Origin of the sequence: Streptomyces sp. NPDC051180, from assembly GCF_040689545.1 — a bacterium.
Classification (GTDB): Bacteria; Actinomycetota; Actinomycetes; order Streptomycetales; family Streptomycetaceae; genus Streptomyces.
Genome location: NZ_JBFBBC010000011.1, coordinates 1 through 16,039 on the forward strand (window position 1 = coordinate 1; position 16,039 = coordinate 16,039).

General features: G+C 74.1%; 14 protein-coding genes. 9 read left to right on the top strand and 5 right to left on the bottom strand.

Features of this window, described 5'->3' with window-relative positions:
* Window positions 1-89 precede the first annotated feature (89 nt).
* On the bottom strand, window positions 90-2,828 hold the full coding sequence (locus AB0424_RS20280; protein WP_366307296.1) for a DEAD/DEAH box helicase: 2,739 nt from the start codon (window positions 2,826-2,828) through the stop codon (window positions 90-92).
* A 486-nt stretch (window positions 2,829-3,314) separates the two neighbouring features.
* On the opposite strand from AB0424_RS20280, the gene AB0424_RS20285 reads away from it, so the two are divergent.
* Entirely contained in the window at window positions 3,315-4,037 is a 723-nt protein-coding gene (locus AB0424_RS20285) for a ferritin-like fold-containing protein (protein ID WP_366307298.1), read from the top strand.
* Window positions 4,038-4,075: 38 nt separating this feature from the next.
* On the opposite strand, the gene AB0424_RS20290 is transcribed toward AB0424_RS20285, so the two are convergent.
* From AB0424_RS20290 to AB0424_RS20305, 4 genes are all read right to left on the bottom strand, one after another.
* A complete protein-coding gene (locus AB0424_RS20290; protein ID WP_366307300.1) occupies window positions 4,076-4,345 on the bottom strand; it encodes a hypothetical protein in 270 nt (89 codons plus the stop codon).
* A gap of 168 nt (window positions 4,346-4,513) precedes the next feature.
* Window positions 4,514-4,741, bottom strand: a complete 228-nt coding sequence (locus tag AB0424_RS20295; RefSeq protein WP_187284102.1) for a DUF3107 domain-containing protein — start codon at window positions 4,739-4,741, stop codon at window positions 4,514-4,516.
* Between the two features lie 127 nt (window positions 4,742-4,868).
* Window positions 4,869-5,528 carry a TetR/AcrR family transcriptional regulator gene (locus AB0424_RS20300; RefSeq protein WP_366307302.1) on the bottom strand — a complete coding sequence of 220 codons (660 nt, stop codon included), beginning with the start codon at window positions 5,526-5,528 and terminating at the stop codon, window positions 4,869-4,871.
* Between the two features lie 146 nt (window positions 5,529-5,674).
* Window positions 5,675-5,890, bottom strand: coding sequence for a hypothetical protein (locus tag AB0424_RS20305; RefSeq protein ID WP_366307304.1), 216 nt, complete (start codon window positions 5,888-5,890; stop codon window positions 5,675-5,677).
* Between the two features lie 141 nt (window positions 5,891-6,031).
* Between AB0424_RS20305 and AB0424_RS20310 the strand changes: the two genes are divergently transcribed.
* The 8 genes from AB0424_RS20310 to AB0424_RS20345 all read left to right on the top strand — a co-directional run bounded on the left by AB0424_RS20310 (window position 6,032) and on the right by AB0424_RS20345 (window position 16,028).
* Window positions 6,032-7,000, top strand: coding sequence for an alpha/beta hydrolase (locus AB0424_RS20310; RefSeq protein WP_366307306.1), 969 nt, complete (start codon window positions 6,032-6,034; stop codon window positions 6,998-7,000).
* Window positions 7,001-7,009: 9 nt separating this feature from the next.
* Window positions 7,010-8,392: a DUF3152 domain-containing protein gene (locus AB0424_RS20315; RefSeq protein ID WP_366307308.1), complete on the top strand. Its 1,383-nt coding sequence runs from the start codon at window positions 7,010-7,012 to the stop codon at window positions 8,390-8,392.
* A 101-nt stretch (window positions 8,393-8,493) separates the two neighbouring features.
* A complete protein-coding gene (locus tag AB0424_RS20320) occupies window positions 8,494-8,589 on the top strand; it encodes an Ms4533A family Cys-rich leader peptide (protein ID WP_366307310.1) in 96 nt (31 codons plus the stop codon).
* Window positions 8,590-8,776: 187 nt separating this feature from the next.
* Window positions 8,777-10,507, top strand: a complete 1,731-nt coding sequence (locus AB0424_RS20325) for an ABC transporter substrate-binding protein (RefSeq protein WP_366307312.1) — start codon at window positions 8,777-8,779, stop codon at window positions 10,505-10,507.
* Entirely contained in the window at window positions 10,504-11,481 is a 978-nt protein-coding gene (locus tag AB0424_RS20330; protein WP_366307314.1) for an ABC transporter permease, read from the top strand. Before AB0424_RS20325 ends, AB0424_RS20330 begins: the two co-directional genes overlap by 4 nt.
* A complete protein-coding gene (locus AB0424_RS20335) occupies window positions 11,478-12,467 on the top strand; it encodes an ABC transporter permease (RefSeq protein WP_366307319.1) in 990 nt (329 codons plus the stop codon). Before AB0424_RS20330 ends, AB0424_RS20335 begins: the two co-directional genes overlap by 4 nt.
* Window positions 12,464-14,131 carry an ABC transporter ATP-binding protein gene (locus AB0424_RS20340; RefSeq protein WP_366307321.1) on the top strand — a complete coding sequence of 556 codons (1,668 nt, stop codon included), beginning with the start codon at window positions 12,464-12,466 and terminating at the stop codon, window positions 14,129-14,131. The genes AB0424_RS20335 and AB0424_RS20340 overlap by 4 nt, the downstream gene beginning before the upstream one ends.
* Before the next feature lie 190 nt (window positions 14,132-14,321).
* Entirely contained in the window at window positions 14,322-16,028 is a 1,707-nt protein-coding gene (locus tag AB0424_RS20345) for a glycosyltransferase (RefSeq protein WP_366307323.1), read from the top strand.
* Window positions 16,029-16,039 lie beyond the last annotated feature (11 nt).

Genomic DNA, 16,039 nt, shown 5'->3' on the forward strand with positions numbered 1-16,039 from the left:
ACCGGCGTCCGGTCGAGGAGCCGCACGGCGGCGGCCCGCGAGTGGGCCCTGGGGAGGGACCGGGCCGCACGGCTGTCACGGGACGGGCATCAGCCCTCGGTCGGGGCGGCCGCCTTCTTCGTGGTGCGGCGGCGCGGAGCCTTGGGGGCCTCCTCGGCCACCGGCGCCTCGGCCACGGCCTCGGCGGCCGCGGCCTTCTTCGTCGTCCGGCGACGCGTCGGCGTCTTCGGCTCGGAAGCGTCGGGCGCCTCCGCCACGACCGCCTTCTTCGTGGTGCGGCGACGCGGAGCCTTGGGGGCCTCCTCGGCCACCGGCGCCTCGGCCACGGCCTCGGCGGCCGCGGCCTTCTTCGTGGTGCGGCGGCGCGGAGCCTTCGGGGCCTCCTCGGCCACCGGCTCGACGACCGCCTCGGTCACGGGCTCGGCGGCCGCGGCCTTCTTGGTCGTACGACGACGCGGGGCGGCCTTGGGAGCCTCCTCCACGACCGTCTCGGCGACCGTCTCCACGACGGGCGCGGCGACCGTCTCGACGACCACCGTGGCGGGTGCCTCGGTGGTGGCCGGGGAGCCGGCGGGGCGGCGGGCGGTGCGACGGCCGCGGGCGGGGGCCTTGGGGGCCTCCTCCACGACGGGCGCGGCGACCGTCTCGACGACCACCGTGGCGGGTGCCTCGGCGGTGGCCGGGGAGCCGGCGGGGCGGCGGGCGGTGCGACGGCCGCGGGCGGGGGCCTTGGGAGCCTCCTCCACGACCGGCGCGGCCACCGTCTCGACGACGGGCGCGACGACCGGGGCCTCGGCCGCGGGGGCCTCGGTCACCGCGGTGCCGGTGGCCTTGCGGACCGCACGGCGGCGGCGCGGCGCGGGCACCTCGGCCGTGACCTCGGGGGCCTCGGCGACCGGGGTCTCGACGACCGGGGCCGCGGCCTGCGGGACGACGACCTGCTCGGTCACCGGGGCACCGGTGGCCTTGCGGACGGCACGGCGGCGCGGAGCCGCCTTCGGCTCCTCCGCCACCGGGGCCTCGGCGACGACCGGGGCCGCTGCGACGGCCGGAGCTGCCGCTGCGGCGCGCAGGGCGGCCGCGGCGGTCTCGACGGTCTGGAACGAACCGGTGTCCTCGGCCGGCCGGATCACCCGCGGACGACGGCGGCGCGGGGCCGGAGCCGCCTCCTGGGCCACCGGGGCCTGGGCGGCGGGAGCGGCCGTCACGGCCTCCTGGCGGGGGGCGCGCGCACGGCGGCGGGGAGCCTTCGGCTCCTCCGCCGGAGCCGCGGCGGCCGGGGCCTGAGCGGCTTCCCTCACCGGGGCGGCCACGGCGGCCGGAGCCGGCTCGGCCACGGGTGCCTCCTGGGCGACGGCGGCCCGGGCGACGGGAGCCTGCGCCACCGCGGCGCCGGGGGCGCCGACACGGGTGCGACGGCGACGGCGCGGGGTGCGCGGGCCGGACTCGGTCCGGTCCTCGTCCGCCGCTGCGGCGGCCGGAGCCGACGTCTCGACGGCCGGGGCCGCCGACGCCGGGGCGTCGCCGAGCTCGCCGCCGCGGGTGCGGCGGCGCTGACGCGGGGCGCGGGTGCGCGCCGGGCGCTCCTCGGTCTGCTCCTGGCGGTCGGCCTTCGGGCCGCGCGCACGGCGTCCGCCGGGCTCGCCCAGGTCCTCCAGCTCCTCCGCGCCCAGACCCGCGCGGGTCCGCTCGGCGCGGGGCAGGATGCCCTTGGTGCCGGCCGGGATGTCGAGCTCCTCGAACAGGTGCGGAGAGCTGGAGTACGTCTCCACCGGGTCGTGGAAGTCCAGGCCGAGCGCCTTGTTGATGAGCTGCCAGCGCGGGATGTCGTCCCAGTCGACCAGCGTCACCGCGGTGCCCTTGGCACCGGCGCGGCCGGTGCGGCCCACGCGGTGGAGGAACGTCTTCTCGTCCTCCGGCGACTGGTAGTTGATGACGTGGGTGACGCCCTCGACGTCGATGCCGCGCGCGGCGACGTCGGTGCAGACGAGGACGTCGACCTTGCCGTTGCGGAAGGCGCGCAGCGCCTGCTCGCGGGCGCCCTGGCCGAGGTCGCCGTGGACGGCGCCGGAGGCGAAGCCGCGCCGCTCCAGCTGCTCGGCGATGTCGGCGGCCGTGCGCTTGGTGCGGCAGAAGATCATCGCGAGCCCGCGGCCGTTGGCCTGCAGGATGCGGGAGACCATCTCGGGCTTGTCCATCGAGTGCGCGCGGTAGACGTGCTGCTTGATGTTGGCGACGGTCACGCCCTCGCCGTCGGGCGAGGTGGCGCGGATGTGCGTCGGCTGCGACATGTAGCGGCGCGCGAGACCGATGACCGCGCCCGGCATGGTGGCCGAGAACAGCATCGTCTGGCGCTTCGCCGGAAGCATGTTCATGATCTTCTCGACGTCGGGCAGGAAGCCCAGGTCGAGCATCTCGTCGGCCTCGTCGAGGACGAGGACCTTCACCTTGGACAGGTCGAGCTTGCGCTGGCCGGCCAGGTCGAGCAGGCGGCCGGGGGTGCCGACGACGACGTCGACGCCCTTCTTCAGCGCCTCGACCTGGGGCTCGTAGGCCCGGCCGCCGTAGATGGCGAGCACGCGCACGTTGCGGACCTTGCCGGCGGTCAGGAGGTCGTTGGTGACCTGCTGGCACAGCTCGCGGGTCGGCACGACGACGAGCGCCTGCGGGGCGTCGGTCAGCTGCTCGGGGCGGGCGCGGCCGGCCTCGACGTCCGTCGGGACGGTGACGCGCTCCAGGATGGGCAGACCGAAACCGAGGGTCTTGCCCGTGCCGGTCTTGGCCTGGCCGATGACGTCGGTGCCGGTGAGGGCGACCGGGAGGGTCATCTCCTGGATGGGGAAGGGGGTGACGATGCCGACGGCCTCCAGGGCCTCGGCCGTCTCGGGGAGGATTCCGAGCTCTCGGAAAGTCGTAGTCAGGGTGCTGCCTCTTCTGTGAGACGCGGCGCGAGGCGAACGAAGGGGGTCGTACCGTGCCGGGATCCTTCCGGCCGGATCGTTGAGATCGCTGCCGGGTGGCACGGGACCACTGCCGTCGCTCGAGCGTCGTACCGCTGAGGGTGACCCTTCCGCGGGTCCGCCGGAAGGGCTGTCGGGCCGGAGCCGATCGGGCCACCGACCGGGCATCCTCATTCATGAGTCGGCCTACCGGTTACGTCCGAACGTGCGAAAGCATGTCCGCATACTCGGCAGGCGCTTTATCACTGTACCCCGGAATCGCGCATGTGTGTTGGGAGAAAACGTGATGAGGGCACGGTCACACTGACTGACCAGGGCCTTACCGGGGTCCGCGGGCGGGCTATTGTGCGCTCCATGGAGACGCCTGACAACGCCACGCCCACCGGGATCGCCGCCGAGGACTGGGCCACCGCTTCCGCCGAGCCGCAGTACCGCGCCGCCGTGATCGACCTCCTCGGCGCCCTCGCCTACGGAGAGCTGGCGGCCTTCGAGCGGCTCGCCGAGGACGCCAAGCTGGCGCCCACCCTCGCGGACAAGGCGGAGCTGGCGAAGATGGCCTCGGCCGAGTTCCACCACTTCGAGCAGCTGCGCGACCGCCTCGCGGCCGTCGACGCCGAGCCGACCGCCGCCATGGAGCCCTTCGCCCGGGCGCTGGACGACTTCCACCGCCTGACCGCTCCGTCGGACTGGCTGGAGGGCCTGGTCAAGGCGTACGTCGGCGACTCCATCGCGAGCGACTTCTACCGGGAGGTCGCGGCCCGCCTCGACTCCGACACGCGCGCGCTGGTCCTCTCCGTGCTGGACGACACCGGCCACGGCAACTTCGCCGTGGAGAAGGTGCGCGCCGCCATCGACGCCGACCCGCGCGTCGGCGGGCGCCTCGCGCTCTGGGCGCGCCGCCTGATGGGCGAGGCGCTCTCGCAGGCGCAGCGCGTGGTCGCCGAGCGCGACGCGCTGTCGACGATGCTCGTCGGCGGCGTGGCGGACGGCTTCGACCTCGCGGAGGTGGGCCGGATGTTCTCCCGGATCACCGAGGCGCACACCAAGCGGATGGCCGCGCTGGGCCTCGCCGCGTAGCGCGGCGGATCAGGAACGGGAGGGCCGGGCGGCGCTGTTCACGCCGCCGCTGATCGGCGCAGCCGACGCCTCGACGGGCGGATGAGCAGCGAGAGCAGCACCGCCGCCACGGCCACGGCGCCGATCAGCGTGGCGGCGAAGTGGCCCGGTCCCAGGGCCCCGTGGGTGACGAGGGCCCCGAACACCCCGCCGAGCGTGCCGGTGGCGAGGACTCTGCCCCGGACGGGGAGGCGGCCGGCGAGCCGCTGCACGGCGACCCATGCCAGGGCGAAACCGAGCAGGGCGGAACCGAGGGCTTCCAGGAACACTGCGGATCACCTCGCGGTGTGCTGCGGGGCGGGTGGTGCGGTCGGGGACCTCCTACCCCTGAGGGGCGGAACGCAATCCTTCCGTACGCCCTGACGTGGCCATACGGACATACGAAAGGCCCGGTGGACCGAGACGGTCCACCGGGCCTTCCTTCGTGTTCCGCGGGCTCAGAGCGCGCCGAAACCCACGCGGCGGACGGCGGGCTCGCCGAGCTCCACGTACGCGATCTTCTCGGCCGGAACGAGGATCTTGCGACCCTTCTCGTCCGACAGGCTGAGCAGCTGCGCCTTGCCGGCCAGCGCGTCGGCCACCGCGCGCTCGACCTCCTCGGCGGACTGCCCGCTCTCCAGAACGATCTCCCGGGGTGCGTGCTGCACGCCGATCTTGACCTCCACGGCTATGTCCCTCCGAACGGTCAGCGTTGCGCGATTGAGTGCGCCGTACGCTGCACACATTAGCCCGGTGAGGGGACGCGCACGGTGCAGCCGCTGCACGCCAGGAGCGAACAGCCCCCGGGAATGCTCAGTGGCCCTCGGCGCCGAGCAGGCCGTCCACCGGGTGCAGCGGGAAGCCGGCGATGCCGCGCCAGGCGAGGGAGGTGAGGAGCGCGACCGCCTTGTCACGGGGGATCGGGGACTCGCTGGACAGCCAGTAACGGGCCACGACCTGCGAGACGCCGCCCAGACCCACGGCGAGGAGCATCGACTCGTCCTTGGACAGACCGGTGTCCTCGGCGATGACGTCCGAGATCGCCTCGGCGCACTGCAGGCTCACCCGGTCCACGCGCTCGCGCACGGCGGGCTCGTTGGTCAGGTCGGACTCGAACACGAGACGGAAGGCGCCCCCCTCGTCCTCGACGTACGCGAAGTACGCGTCCATCGTCGCCGCGACCCGGAGCTTGTTGTCGGTGGTGGAGGCCAGCGCGGTGCGCACCGACAGGAGGAGGGCCTCGCAGTGCTGGTCGAGCAGGGCCAGGTACAGCTCCAGCTTCCCGGGGAAGTGCTGGTAGAGCACCGGCTTGCTGACGCCGGCCCGCTCGGCGATGTCGTCCATCGCGGCGGAGTGGTACCCCTGGGCGACGAAGACCTCTTGGGCCGCGCCGAGCAGCTGGTTCCGTCGGGCACGTCGCGGCAGGCGCGTGCCCCGAGGGCGTGCTGCCTCTGTCTGCTCGATGGCGCTCACGCGGCCTCCCAAGAATCGATCCATGCGCGCTGTCGCGCCGCGCCGCCATCGTACTTTTGGGTAACCCGGCTGTGCGCGGTGCGAACGCAGAATTTCACGGACCGGACGTTCCGGTCGACAGTCGATTCAAGATTAAACCGAACAAATCAGCGGTAGTCGTCTTCGTCCAGGGCGACCACGCGCGCCTGTTCGGACGCGTCAGCCTCGTTCGCCGACTCCTGCTCGATATGGGGGACGGCTTCGTCCTCGCGTTGCTGCAGTTCCGTGTGCTGCTCAGCGGCGTCGGCCTCCGGGATTTCCTGCTCCAGCAAGACGACCTCTTCCTCCGTGAATGTGTCCGGCTCGGACGGATCGACAGTCATGCGGGTTCCCTCCGGCATGCGGGTCGCGGTCCTCTCCGATGGCCCTCTCTTCGAGCGTAGGAGCACCCGCGCCCCGCCGCACACGCACTTGTGACGGCACCCACACGCGGAGCCGCGTGATCGTCTCGTAATATTGCGGCCATGTCCTCGACCGAGCTGCCGGAAAAACGGACCGCATCCGCCGCACCACCCGCGTCGCGGACCCGCGCCGTACGGGTCGCCGACGGCGAGGAGCTCCGCTCCGTCGAACTCCCCGGCCTCACCCTCACCGTGCGCGCGCGGCCCGGCGACCGGCCCGGCCTGGCGCCCGCGCTGTACGTGCACGGCCTCGGCGGCTCCTCGCAGAACTGGTCGGCGCTGATGCCCCTGCTGGCGGACGTGCTCGACGGCGAGGCGGTCGACCTGCCCGGTTTCGGCGACTCCCCGCCGCCCGACGACGGCAACTACACGGTCACCGGACACGCCCGCGCGGTCATCCGGCTCCTGGACGCCGGCGGGCGCGGCCCCGTCCACCTCTTCGGCAACTCGCTCGGCGGCGCCGTCGCCACCCGGGTGGCCGCCGCCCGGCCCGACCTGGTCCGCACCCTGACCCTGGTCTCCCCGGCCCTGCCGGAGCTGCGCGCCCAGCGCACCGCCTGGCCCACCGTGATGCTGGCCGTGCCGGGCGTCGCCGCGCTCTTCGCGAGGCTCTCCCGGGACTGGACGCCCGAGCAGCGCGTCCGCGGTGTCCTCTCCCTCTGTTACGGAGATCCCGCGCGGGTCACCGACGAGGGCCTCCTGCACGCGGTGGAGGAGATGGAGCGGCGTCTGGAGCTCCCCTACTTCTGGGACGCCATGGCCCGCTCCTCGCGCGGCATCGTCGACGCCTACACGCTCGGCGGGCAGCACGGGCTGTGGCGCCAGGCCGAACGGGTCCTCGCCCCGACCCTCCTCGTCTACGGCGGGCGCGACCGGCTCGTCTCGTACCGGATGGCCCGGAAGGCGGCCGCCGCCTTCCGCGGCTCGCGCCTGCTGACGCTCCCCGACGCGGGGCACGTGGCGATGATGGAGTACCCCGAGACGGTCGCCCAGGCCGCCCGGGAACTGATCGCCGACCACGGCGGGAGCTGATCCGGGGCCGTGGGACGACACAGTCGCAAGGGCTCCGCGCCCACCGCGCCGGCCGCGCCTCCGGCCGCCGCCACCGGGCAGTACCCGTCGGCGGGGCAGGCGCAGCCGCCGGCCCAGGCCCCCGGCACCGGGCGCCGCCGCCGGGCCCCCGGCGCCGGCGAGGACCCCGCCGGGACCCCGGCGCACGGGTTCCCCGCGTACGGCACCCCTGCGCACGGCACCCCGGCGTACGGCACCCCCGCCCACGGCACCCCCGCCCACGGCGTCCCGACGTACGGGCGCGGCACGTATGCCGGCGCCCCCGCGGCGCCCCCGGCCTTCGACGCCCCCGCGCACGGCACGCCCGGCACTCCCGCACACGGCATCCCCGCCTACCGCACCCCCGTGCGGGGCGGCCATCCGCAGCACGACGAGGGCTCGGCGGCCCGTCCCGGGGCGTACGAGGGCCGCCGCGGCTCCCACCGGGCGGCGGCGCCGGAGGAGTCCGCCTCCCGGCAGGACGCGGAGCAGGGGACGCTCATCCCCGCGCCGCGCCGCGAGACCCCGGACGGGGCGGAGGAGGCCGCGCGCAAGGGCGGCCCGGGGCGCACCCTCACCGGTGTCGCCGCTGCCGCCGTCGCCACCGTCCTCGCCGTCGTGGTCGCCGGCCAGGTCGCCGACAGCGGCAAGGAGCCGCCCGTCACCCACGCCGCCGAGGGTCCCGCCGACCGTGCGGTGGACGACTCCTCCGCGTCGCGCTCCGACGACCGGATCACGCCGACGGCGCCGAAGCCCGTCGTCACCCCCGCGCCGACGTACGAGCAGCTGATGACCCACCAGTTCCCGATCGACCCGAAGCTGAAGGGCTCCGGGGCCTTCGAGGCCGTGCCGGGATTCGACAGGGCGCCCGGCAAGGGGCGCCTCGTCCGCTACCGGATCGACGTGGAGAAGGGGATCGGCCTCGATCCGAGGCTGTTCGCCACCGCCGTGCAGAAGACGCTGAACGACCGGCGCAGCTGGGCCGGTGACGGCGAGATGAAGTTCGAGCGGATTTCCAGTGGGGAACCCGAGTTCGTCATCACGCTCGCCAGTCCCGGCACCACCGGAACGTGGTGCAGGAAGTCCGGTCTCGACACGACGGTCGACAACGTGTCCTGCGACTCCGCGTCGACCGAACGCGTGATGATCAACGCTTTCCGCTGGGCCCAGGGTTCGGAGACCTTCGGACCGAAGGCGATGTACGCCTATCGTCAGATGCTCATCAATCACGAGGTCGGTCATCGCCTCGGGCACGGTCATGTGAGCTGCCGCACGGCCGGTGCGCTCGCGCCCGTGATGCAGCAGCAGACGAAGTCGCTGAACATCGACGGGATCGCCTGTCGCCCCAACCCTTGGGTGCACCCCGGAAGTTGACGTTCCGTCCGTCGCCGGCGTGATCACATGTCGAGACCCGCGTCTCATCCCGGCCGGGAATCGCGTTGACATCGCTCGCGCGTTCGTTCATATTTCTCGGCATGTCGCCCCGTCACGTCGTCTCCGATCGCGCCGCCTTCGAGCTGGCGCTCATCGGCGTGACCGCACACACCGTGTCCGACATTCTCTGTAGCTGACGCCTGCCCGAGCGCCCGTCGGCCCTTTCCTTTCCGCTTTTCGCCGACGCTGCCCCGCGCCCGGGTCCTCCCTCCCGCAGGCGCGGCCTTTTCCCGTTCCCGGCACCATTCCCGGACGACCCCACTCGCCGCTGCCTGCGCGGAATTCCCCTTTTCCCGCCGGTAGTTCTCCGAGAGGTCTTCTCCAATGCGTCAACCGTCCGTCATTTCCCGCCGCGTGGCAGCGGCCGCCGTCAGTCTCGTCCTGGCCTCGGGCGCCGCCGCCTGCGCGGGACCCGAGGACGCCGGCGCCGGGAGCGGCACCTCCGGCAAGGCGGGGAGCGCCCCGCAGAAGGGCGGCACGCTCACCGTCCTCAACAGCGAGGCGCAGACCGACTTCGACCCCGCCCGTCTCTACACCTCCGGCGGCGGCAACGTCCCGTCCCTCGTCTTCCGTACCCTCACCACCCGCAACCGCGAGGCGGGCGCCGCCGGCACCCAGGTCGTCCCCGACCTCGCCACCGACATCGGCCGCCCCAACAAGGACGCCACGGAGTGGACGTACACGCTGAAGGAGGGCCTGAAGTTCGAGGACGGCACGGCCATCACCAGCGCCGACGTCAAGTACGGCATCGAGCGCTCCTTCGCCGCCGAACTCTCCGGCGGCGCCCCCTACCTGCGGGACTGGCTGGTCGGCGGCGACACGTACCAGGGGCCCTACAAGGACCGGAACGGCCTCGCGTCCATCGTCACCCCCGACCCCCGGACCATCGTCTTCAAGCTGCGCAAGCCCGAGGGCGAGTTCCCCTTCGTCGCCACCCAGACGCAGTTCACCCCCGTCCCGAAGGCCAAGGACAAGGGCGCCGCCTACGAGCAGCACCCCGTCTCCTCCGGCCCCTACAAGGTCGTGGCGAACGAGAACGACGGCGAGCGCCTCGTCCTGGAGCGCAACGAGCACTGGGACCCGAAGACGGACGAGGAGCGCAAGGCGTACCCGGACCGGATCGACGTCAGGTCCGGACTCGACGAGGCCGTCATCAACCAGCGCCTCGCCACCTCCTCCGGCGCCGACTCCGCCGCCATCACCACCGACACCAACCTCGGTCCCGCCGAACTCGCCCAGATCGGCTCCGACGAGGCGCTCGCCGCCCGCGTCGGCACCGGCCACTTCGGCTTCACCAACTACCTCGCCTTCAACCCCAAGGTGAAGCCCTTCGACAACCCGAAGGTCCGTCAGGCGATCTCCTACGCCGTCAACCGCACCAGCGTCGTCAACGCCGCCGGCGGCTCCGCGCTCGCCGAGCCCGCGACCACCTTCCTGCCTGAGCAGAAGTCCTTCGGCTTCACGCCCTACGACCACTTCCCGGCCGGGAAGACCGGTGACCCCGCGAAGGCCAGGGAGCTGCTCAAGGAAGCCGGCCACCCGAACGGGCTCACCGTCACCCTGCTGCACTCCACCGCCCAGAACCGCGCCACCAGCCCCGAGATCGCCACCGCCGTCCAGGAGGCCCTCGGCAAGGCCGGCATCACCGTCAAGCTCGACGGCCAGGAGCCCAACTCCTTCAACGAGAAGCGCTGGAGCGTCAAGGACGCCCCGGGCTTCTTCCTCTCCCGCTGGGGCGCCGACTGGCCCGCCGGCGGCCCGTTCCTCGCGCCGATCTTCGACGGACGCCAGATCGTCGCCGACGGCTCCAACTACAACCACGCCCAGCTGAACGACCCCTCGGTCAACCGCGAGATCGACGAGATCAACAAACTGACGGACCTCAAGGCCGCCGCCGGCCGCTGGGGCGCCCTCGACAAGAGGATCGGCGAGCAGGCCCTCGACGTGCCGCTCTTCCACCCGGTCTACAAGCGGCTCGTCGGCAAGGACGTCAAGAACGTCGTCATCAGCGACTGGACCGGCGTCCTCGACATCTCGCAGGTCGCGGTCAAGTGACCGCCGTGACCGACACGACGGCGCCCGTGGCGGGCATCCCCGCCACGGGCGCCGCCCGGCAGGTGTGGCGGCGGCTGCGCACCCGGCCCGCCGCCCTCGTCTCCGCCGCCGTCCTCCTGCTGCTCGTCCTCCTCGCCGTCGCCGCCCCGCTGTTCGCCGCGCTGGAGGGCCAGGACCCGAACACGTACCACGACGACCTCGTGGACTCGGCCCGCGGCGGCGTCCCGTACGGCTCCTTCGGCGGGGCGAGCGCCGACCACTGGCTCGGCGTCGAACCCGGCACCGGACGCGACCTGTTCGTCCGCCTCCTCCACGGCGCCCGGATCTCGCTGCTCGTGGCCGTCGGCGCCACCGCCGTCCAGATCGTCATCGGCGTCCTCGTCGGCCTCGCCGCCGGCCTGGGCAGCCGCTGGGTCGACGGCCTCCTCGGCCGGATCACCGACGTCCTCGTCGCCCTGCCGATGCTGGTCCTCGCCATCGCGCTGACCGCCGTCGTCCCGCGCGACTTCCCCCGCCCGCTGCTCCTCGTCCTGATCATCGGCCTCCTCGGCTGGGCCGGCACCTCCCGCATCGTCCGCGCCCAGACCCTCACCCTGCGCAGCCTCGACTTCGTCGCGGCCTCGCGCCTCGCGGGCTCCGGACGGTGGCGGACCGCCCGCCGCGAACTGCTGCCGTCGCTCGCCGCCCCCGTCATCACCTACGCGGCGATCCTCCTCCCCACCAACATCGTCGTCGAGGCGTCGCTCTCCTTCCTCGGCGTGGGCGTCACCCCGCCCACCCCCTCCTGGGGGCAGATGCTGTCGACCGCGCAGACCTGGTTCCGGGCCGACCCCGCCTACGTCCTGCTGCCCGCCGGGCTCCTCTTCGTCACCGTCCTCGCCTTCACCGTCCTCGGCGACGCGGTCCGCACGGCCCTCGACCCGCGCGAGGCGAGCCGGCTCGGCGTGGGCACCCGTAAGGAGACCTCCCGATGACCCGCTACGTACTCAAGCGGCTCGCGGGTGCCGTGCTCGTCCTCCTGGCGCTCTCGGTCCTCGTCTACGGCCTCCTCCACCTGGCCCCCGGCGACCCGGCGCGGCTCGCCTGCGGGGAGCGCTGCAACCCGCAGCAGATCGCCCAGGTCCGCGTCCGGCTCGGTCTCGACCAGAGCGTGGTCGCCCAGTACCTGCACTTCCTCCAGGGCGTCTTCGTCGGCCGTGACTACTCCACCGGCACCGCGCTCACCCACTGCGACGCGCCCTGCCTCGGCCTCTCCTACCAGACCGACCAGCAGGTCACCCGGCTCCTCCTGGAGCGGCTCCCCGCCACCGCCTCGCTCGCCCTCGGCGCGATGGTGATCTGGCTGATCGTCGGCGTCGGCACCGGACTGCTCGCGGCGCTCCGGCGCGGCGGACCCACCGAGCGGATCCTCACCGTCCTCACCCTGGCCGGCACCGGCACCCCCGTCTTCATCCTCGGCCTGCTCCTCCTCATGGCCGTCTGCGCCTACCTCCGCTGGCTGCCCTTCCCGAGCTACGTGCCGCTCGGCGACGACCCCGAGCAGTGGGCCTGGAACATGCTGCTGCCCTGGCTCGCCCTCGGCTTCTTCGAGTCCGCCAAGTACGCCCGGCTGACCAGGAGTTCCACCCTGGAGACGCTCGCCGAGGACCACATCCGCACCTTCCGCGCCTACGGGGTGGGGGAGCGGTCGGTCGTCGCCCGCCACGCACTGCGCGGCGCCGTCCCGCCGGTCATCGCGGTCAGCGCCGTCGACCTCGGCTCCATGTTCGGCGGAGCCGTCCTCACCGAGTCCCTCTTCGGCATCCCCGGGCTCGGCAAGACCCTCATCGACGCAGTGCGCCAGATCGACCTGCCCGTGGTGGTGGGCGTGGTCATGGTGATGGGCACGGCCGTCGTCCTCGCGGGCGTCGTCGCGGACCTGCTGTACGCCGCCGCCGACCGAAGGGTGGTCCTGACGTGACCGCACACGACCCCGCCCCGCAGACCCCGGCGCCACTCGTCGAAGTCCGCGACCTCACCGTCGAGTTCGACCGCCACGGCGCCCGCGTGCGGGCCGTCGACGGCCTCTCCTTCACCCTCGGCGAGGGCCGCGCCCTGGCCCTCGTCGGCGAGTCCGGCAGCGGCAAGTCCACCGTCGCGGGAGCGCTCCTCGGCCTCCACCGGGGCACGGGCGCGCGGATCGGCGGCTCCGTACGGGTCGGCGGCGTCGACGTCGGGACCGCCGGCCCGGGCGAGCTGCGGCGGCTGCGCGGCGGCATCGCCGCCATGGTCTTCCAGGACCCGCTCTCCGCCCTCGACCCGTACCACGCCGTCGGCGACCAGATCGCCGAGGTCCACCGCGTCCACCACCCCGTGTCGCGGAAGGCCGCCCGGGCCAGGGCCGTGGAGGTGCTCGACCGGGTCGGCATCCCCGACGCGGTCCGCCGCTCGCGCTCCCGCCCGCACGAGTTCAGCGGCGGCATGCGCCAGCGCGCCCTCCTCGCGATGGCGCTCGCCTGCGAGCCGCGGCTCCTCGTGGCCGACGAGCCGACCACCGCCCTCGACGTCACCGTGCAGGCCCAGATCCTCGACCTGCTGCACGAGCTGCGGCGCGAGACGGGCACCGCCCTGCTCCTGGTCACCCACGACGTGGGCGTGGCCGCCGAGAGCGTCGACGACGTCCTCGTCATGCGGGCCGGACGCGAGGTCGAACGCGGCCCCGTCTCCCGCCTGCTGGGCGCCCCGGCGGAGCCGTACACCCGACGCCTGCTCGCCGCCGTGCCCCGGCTCGACGGGCCCGTGCGCGCGCCCGCCGAAGCGGGCGAGGTCCTCCTCGAAGCACAGGGGCTGCGGCGGGAGTTCGGGCGGGGCGGGAAGCGGGTCACGGCCGTCGACGGGGTGTCGCTCACCGTCCGCGCCGGCGAGACCCTCGGCGTCGTCGGGGAGTCAGGCAGCGGGAAGACCACCCTCGGCCGGATGCTGGTGCGGCTCCTCGACCCGACCGGCGGCCGGCTCCGCTACGGGGGGAGGGAGATCGGCACCCTGCCCGAGCGGGAGCTGCGCCCGCTGCGCCACGAGCTCCAGATGGTCTTCCAGGACCCGGTCGCCTCCCTCAACCCGCGCCGCTCCGTCGGCGAGTCGATCGCCGACCCGCTGCGCGTGGCGGGGGAGCGCGACGAGACCCGGATCCGGGGCCGGGTGCGCGAGCTGCTCGACCGGGTGGGGCTCGACCCCGACCGGTACACGGCCTATCCGCACGAGTTCAGCGGAGGCCAGCGCCAGCGCGTCGGGATCGCCCGCGCGCTCGCCGCCTCGCCCCGCCTGATCGTGTGCGACGAACCCGTCTCCGCCCTCGACGTCACCACCCAGGCCCAGGTCACCGCACTGCTCGCCGAGCTCCAGGCCGAACTCGGCCTGGGACTGGTCTTCATCGCCCACGACCTCGCGGTCGTCCGGCAGGTGAGCGACCGGGTCGCCGTCATGCGGGCCGGCCGGCTCGTCGAGGAGGGCACGGTCGAGGAGGTGTACGGCGCTCCCCGGGACCCCTACACCCGGCAGCTGCTCGCCGCCGTGCCCTCGCTCGACCCCGTCCTGGCGGCCGAGCGCCGGGGTCGGCGGGGGGCGCCGGTGGTGGCCGCGGCCTGACCCTGTGTGACCGTTCCGTGGTGTACCGCGACGGAACGCGACCGGGGAGTGAAAGTTACGTGCATTCACCCCTTCCGGTGGTGCGACGGACAACCGTCCGTCGCACCACCGCTCTCTCCGCTTACGTTCTTCCCGCTGCGAGTCGCCGGACCAACGGTGGCCGCCGTCAAGGGAGATCGGGGGTGCGCTCGTGCGGATCGGACTGCTCACGGAGGGTGGCTACCCGTACGCCGCCGGTGAGTCCGTGCCCTGGTGCGACCGGCTCGTACGCGGGCTCGGGCAGCACCAGTTCGACCTCTACGCACTGGGCCGCCCCGGCACCCCGCCGCCGCTCCCCCCGAACGCCCGCGTCGTGCGCACCGCCCACCTCGACGGTCCCGACGCGGCCGGCCTGCCGAGGCACCGCCTCGAACGCGCCGCCTTCGGTGCCGGCCGCGCGGGCCGCCGCGCATACGGCCGGCGCGAGCGGCGGCACTTCGCCGACGCCCTCCACGCCCTCGCCGGCGGTCTCTGCGCCGAGGACGCGCCGGGGACGGGCGCCGGGACCGGAGCCGCCCCCGGAGGCGAACCGGCGGCCGGCGCGGGCGCGGCCTCCTTCGCCGCCGGGCTCTACGCGCTCGCCGAACTCGCCCGCGAGCGGGGCGGACTGCCCGGCGCGCTCCGCTCCGACGACGCCGTCCGCGCGCTGGAGACCGCCTGCCGCGCCCCCGGCGCACGCCGGGGCGCGGCCGCCTCCGGCCTCGCCGACCACCTCGCCTTCGCCGACCACCTGGAGCGGGCCCTGCGCCCCCTCTCCCTCGACTGGTACACCGAGGACACGCTCGGCTCGGCCGACCTCTGCCACGCCGCCGCCGGAGGCACCACCGCCCTCCCCGGCCTGCTGGCCAAACGCTTCTTCGGGACCCCCCTCCTCGTCACCGAGTACGGCGTCCCGCTCCGCGCCCACTACCTCTCGGCCGCAGGCAGCGACCGCTCCGCCCCCCTGCGGGCCCTCCTCGCCGCCCTCCACGGACGGATCGCCGCCGAGACCTACCGGCAGGCCGCCCTCCTCACCCCCGGCAACGCCCACGCCCGCCGCTGGCAGGAGAAGTGCGGCGCCGACCGCGACCGCGTCCGCACCGTCCACCCCGGCATGGCCGCCGACCGCTTCGCCGAGGTCGGCGAGGACGAGGAGAGCGGCGACCCCGCCACCCTCGTCTGGGTCGGCCGCGTCGAACCCGCCAAGGACCTGATCGCCCTCCTCCACGCCTTCGCCGAGATCCGGGCCCGGCAGCCCGACGCCCGGCTGCGGATCGTCGCCGTGCCCGTCCGCGAACCGGGCGCAAGCGCGTACCTGACGCACTGCAGGGGGCTCGCGGCCCAGCTCTTTCCCGACGAGGCCACCGGGGCGCACGCCGTCGGCGAGAACCCCGTCACCTTCGAGGAGCTCGGCGGCCCCGAGGCCCCCACCCTGGAGGACGTCTACGCCTCCGGCGCGGTCGTCGTCCTGTCCAGCGTCGTCGAGGGCTTCCCGGCCAGCCTCGTCGAGGCCATGTTCTGCGCGCGGGCCACCGTCTCCACCGACGTCGGAGCCGTCGTCGAGATCATCGGCGGCACCGGCCTCGTCGTCCCCCCGCGCAATCCCCGGGCCCTCGCCGACGCCTGCCTCGCCCTCCTCCGCGACCCCGAACGCCGCTACCGGCTCGGCGCCGCGGCCCGCGCCCGCGCCCTCGAACTCTTCACCGTCGAGCAGAACCTCGCCGCCTTCCGCGGCATCTACCTCGAACTCCTCTCCCACACGCCGGTGCGCCACCGTCCCGGGGACGGCGTGCCCTTCGCCCACCCCGCCGAGGCCCATGTGCCGGGCAGCTGGACGCACACGGCCCTGACCGCGGGCGCGGGAGGCCCCGATGCCTGAAGGAGGCACCC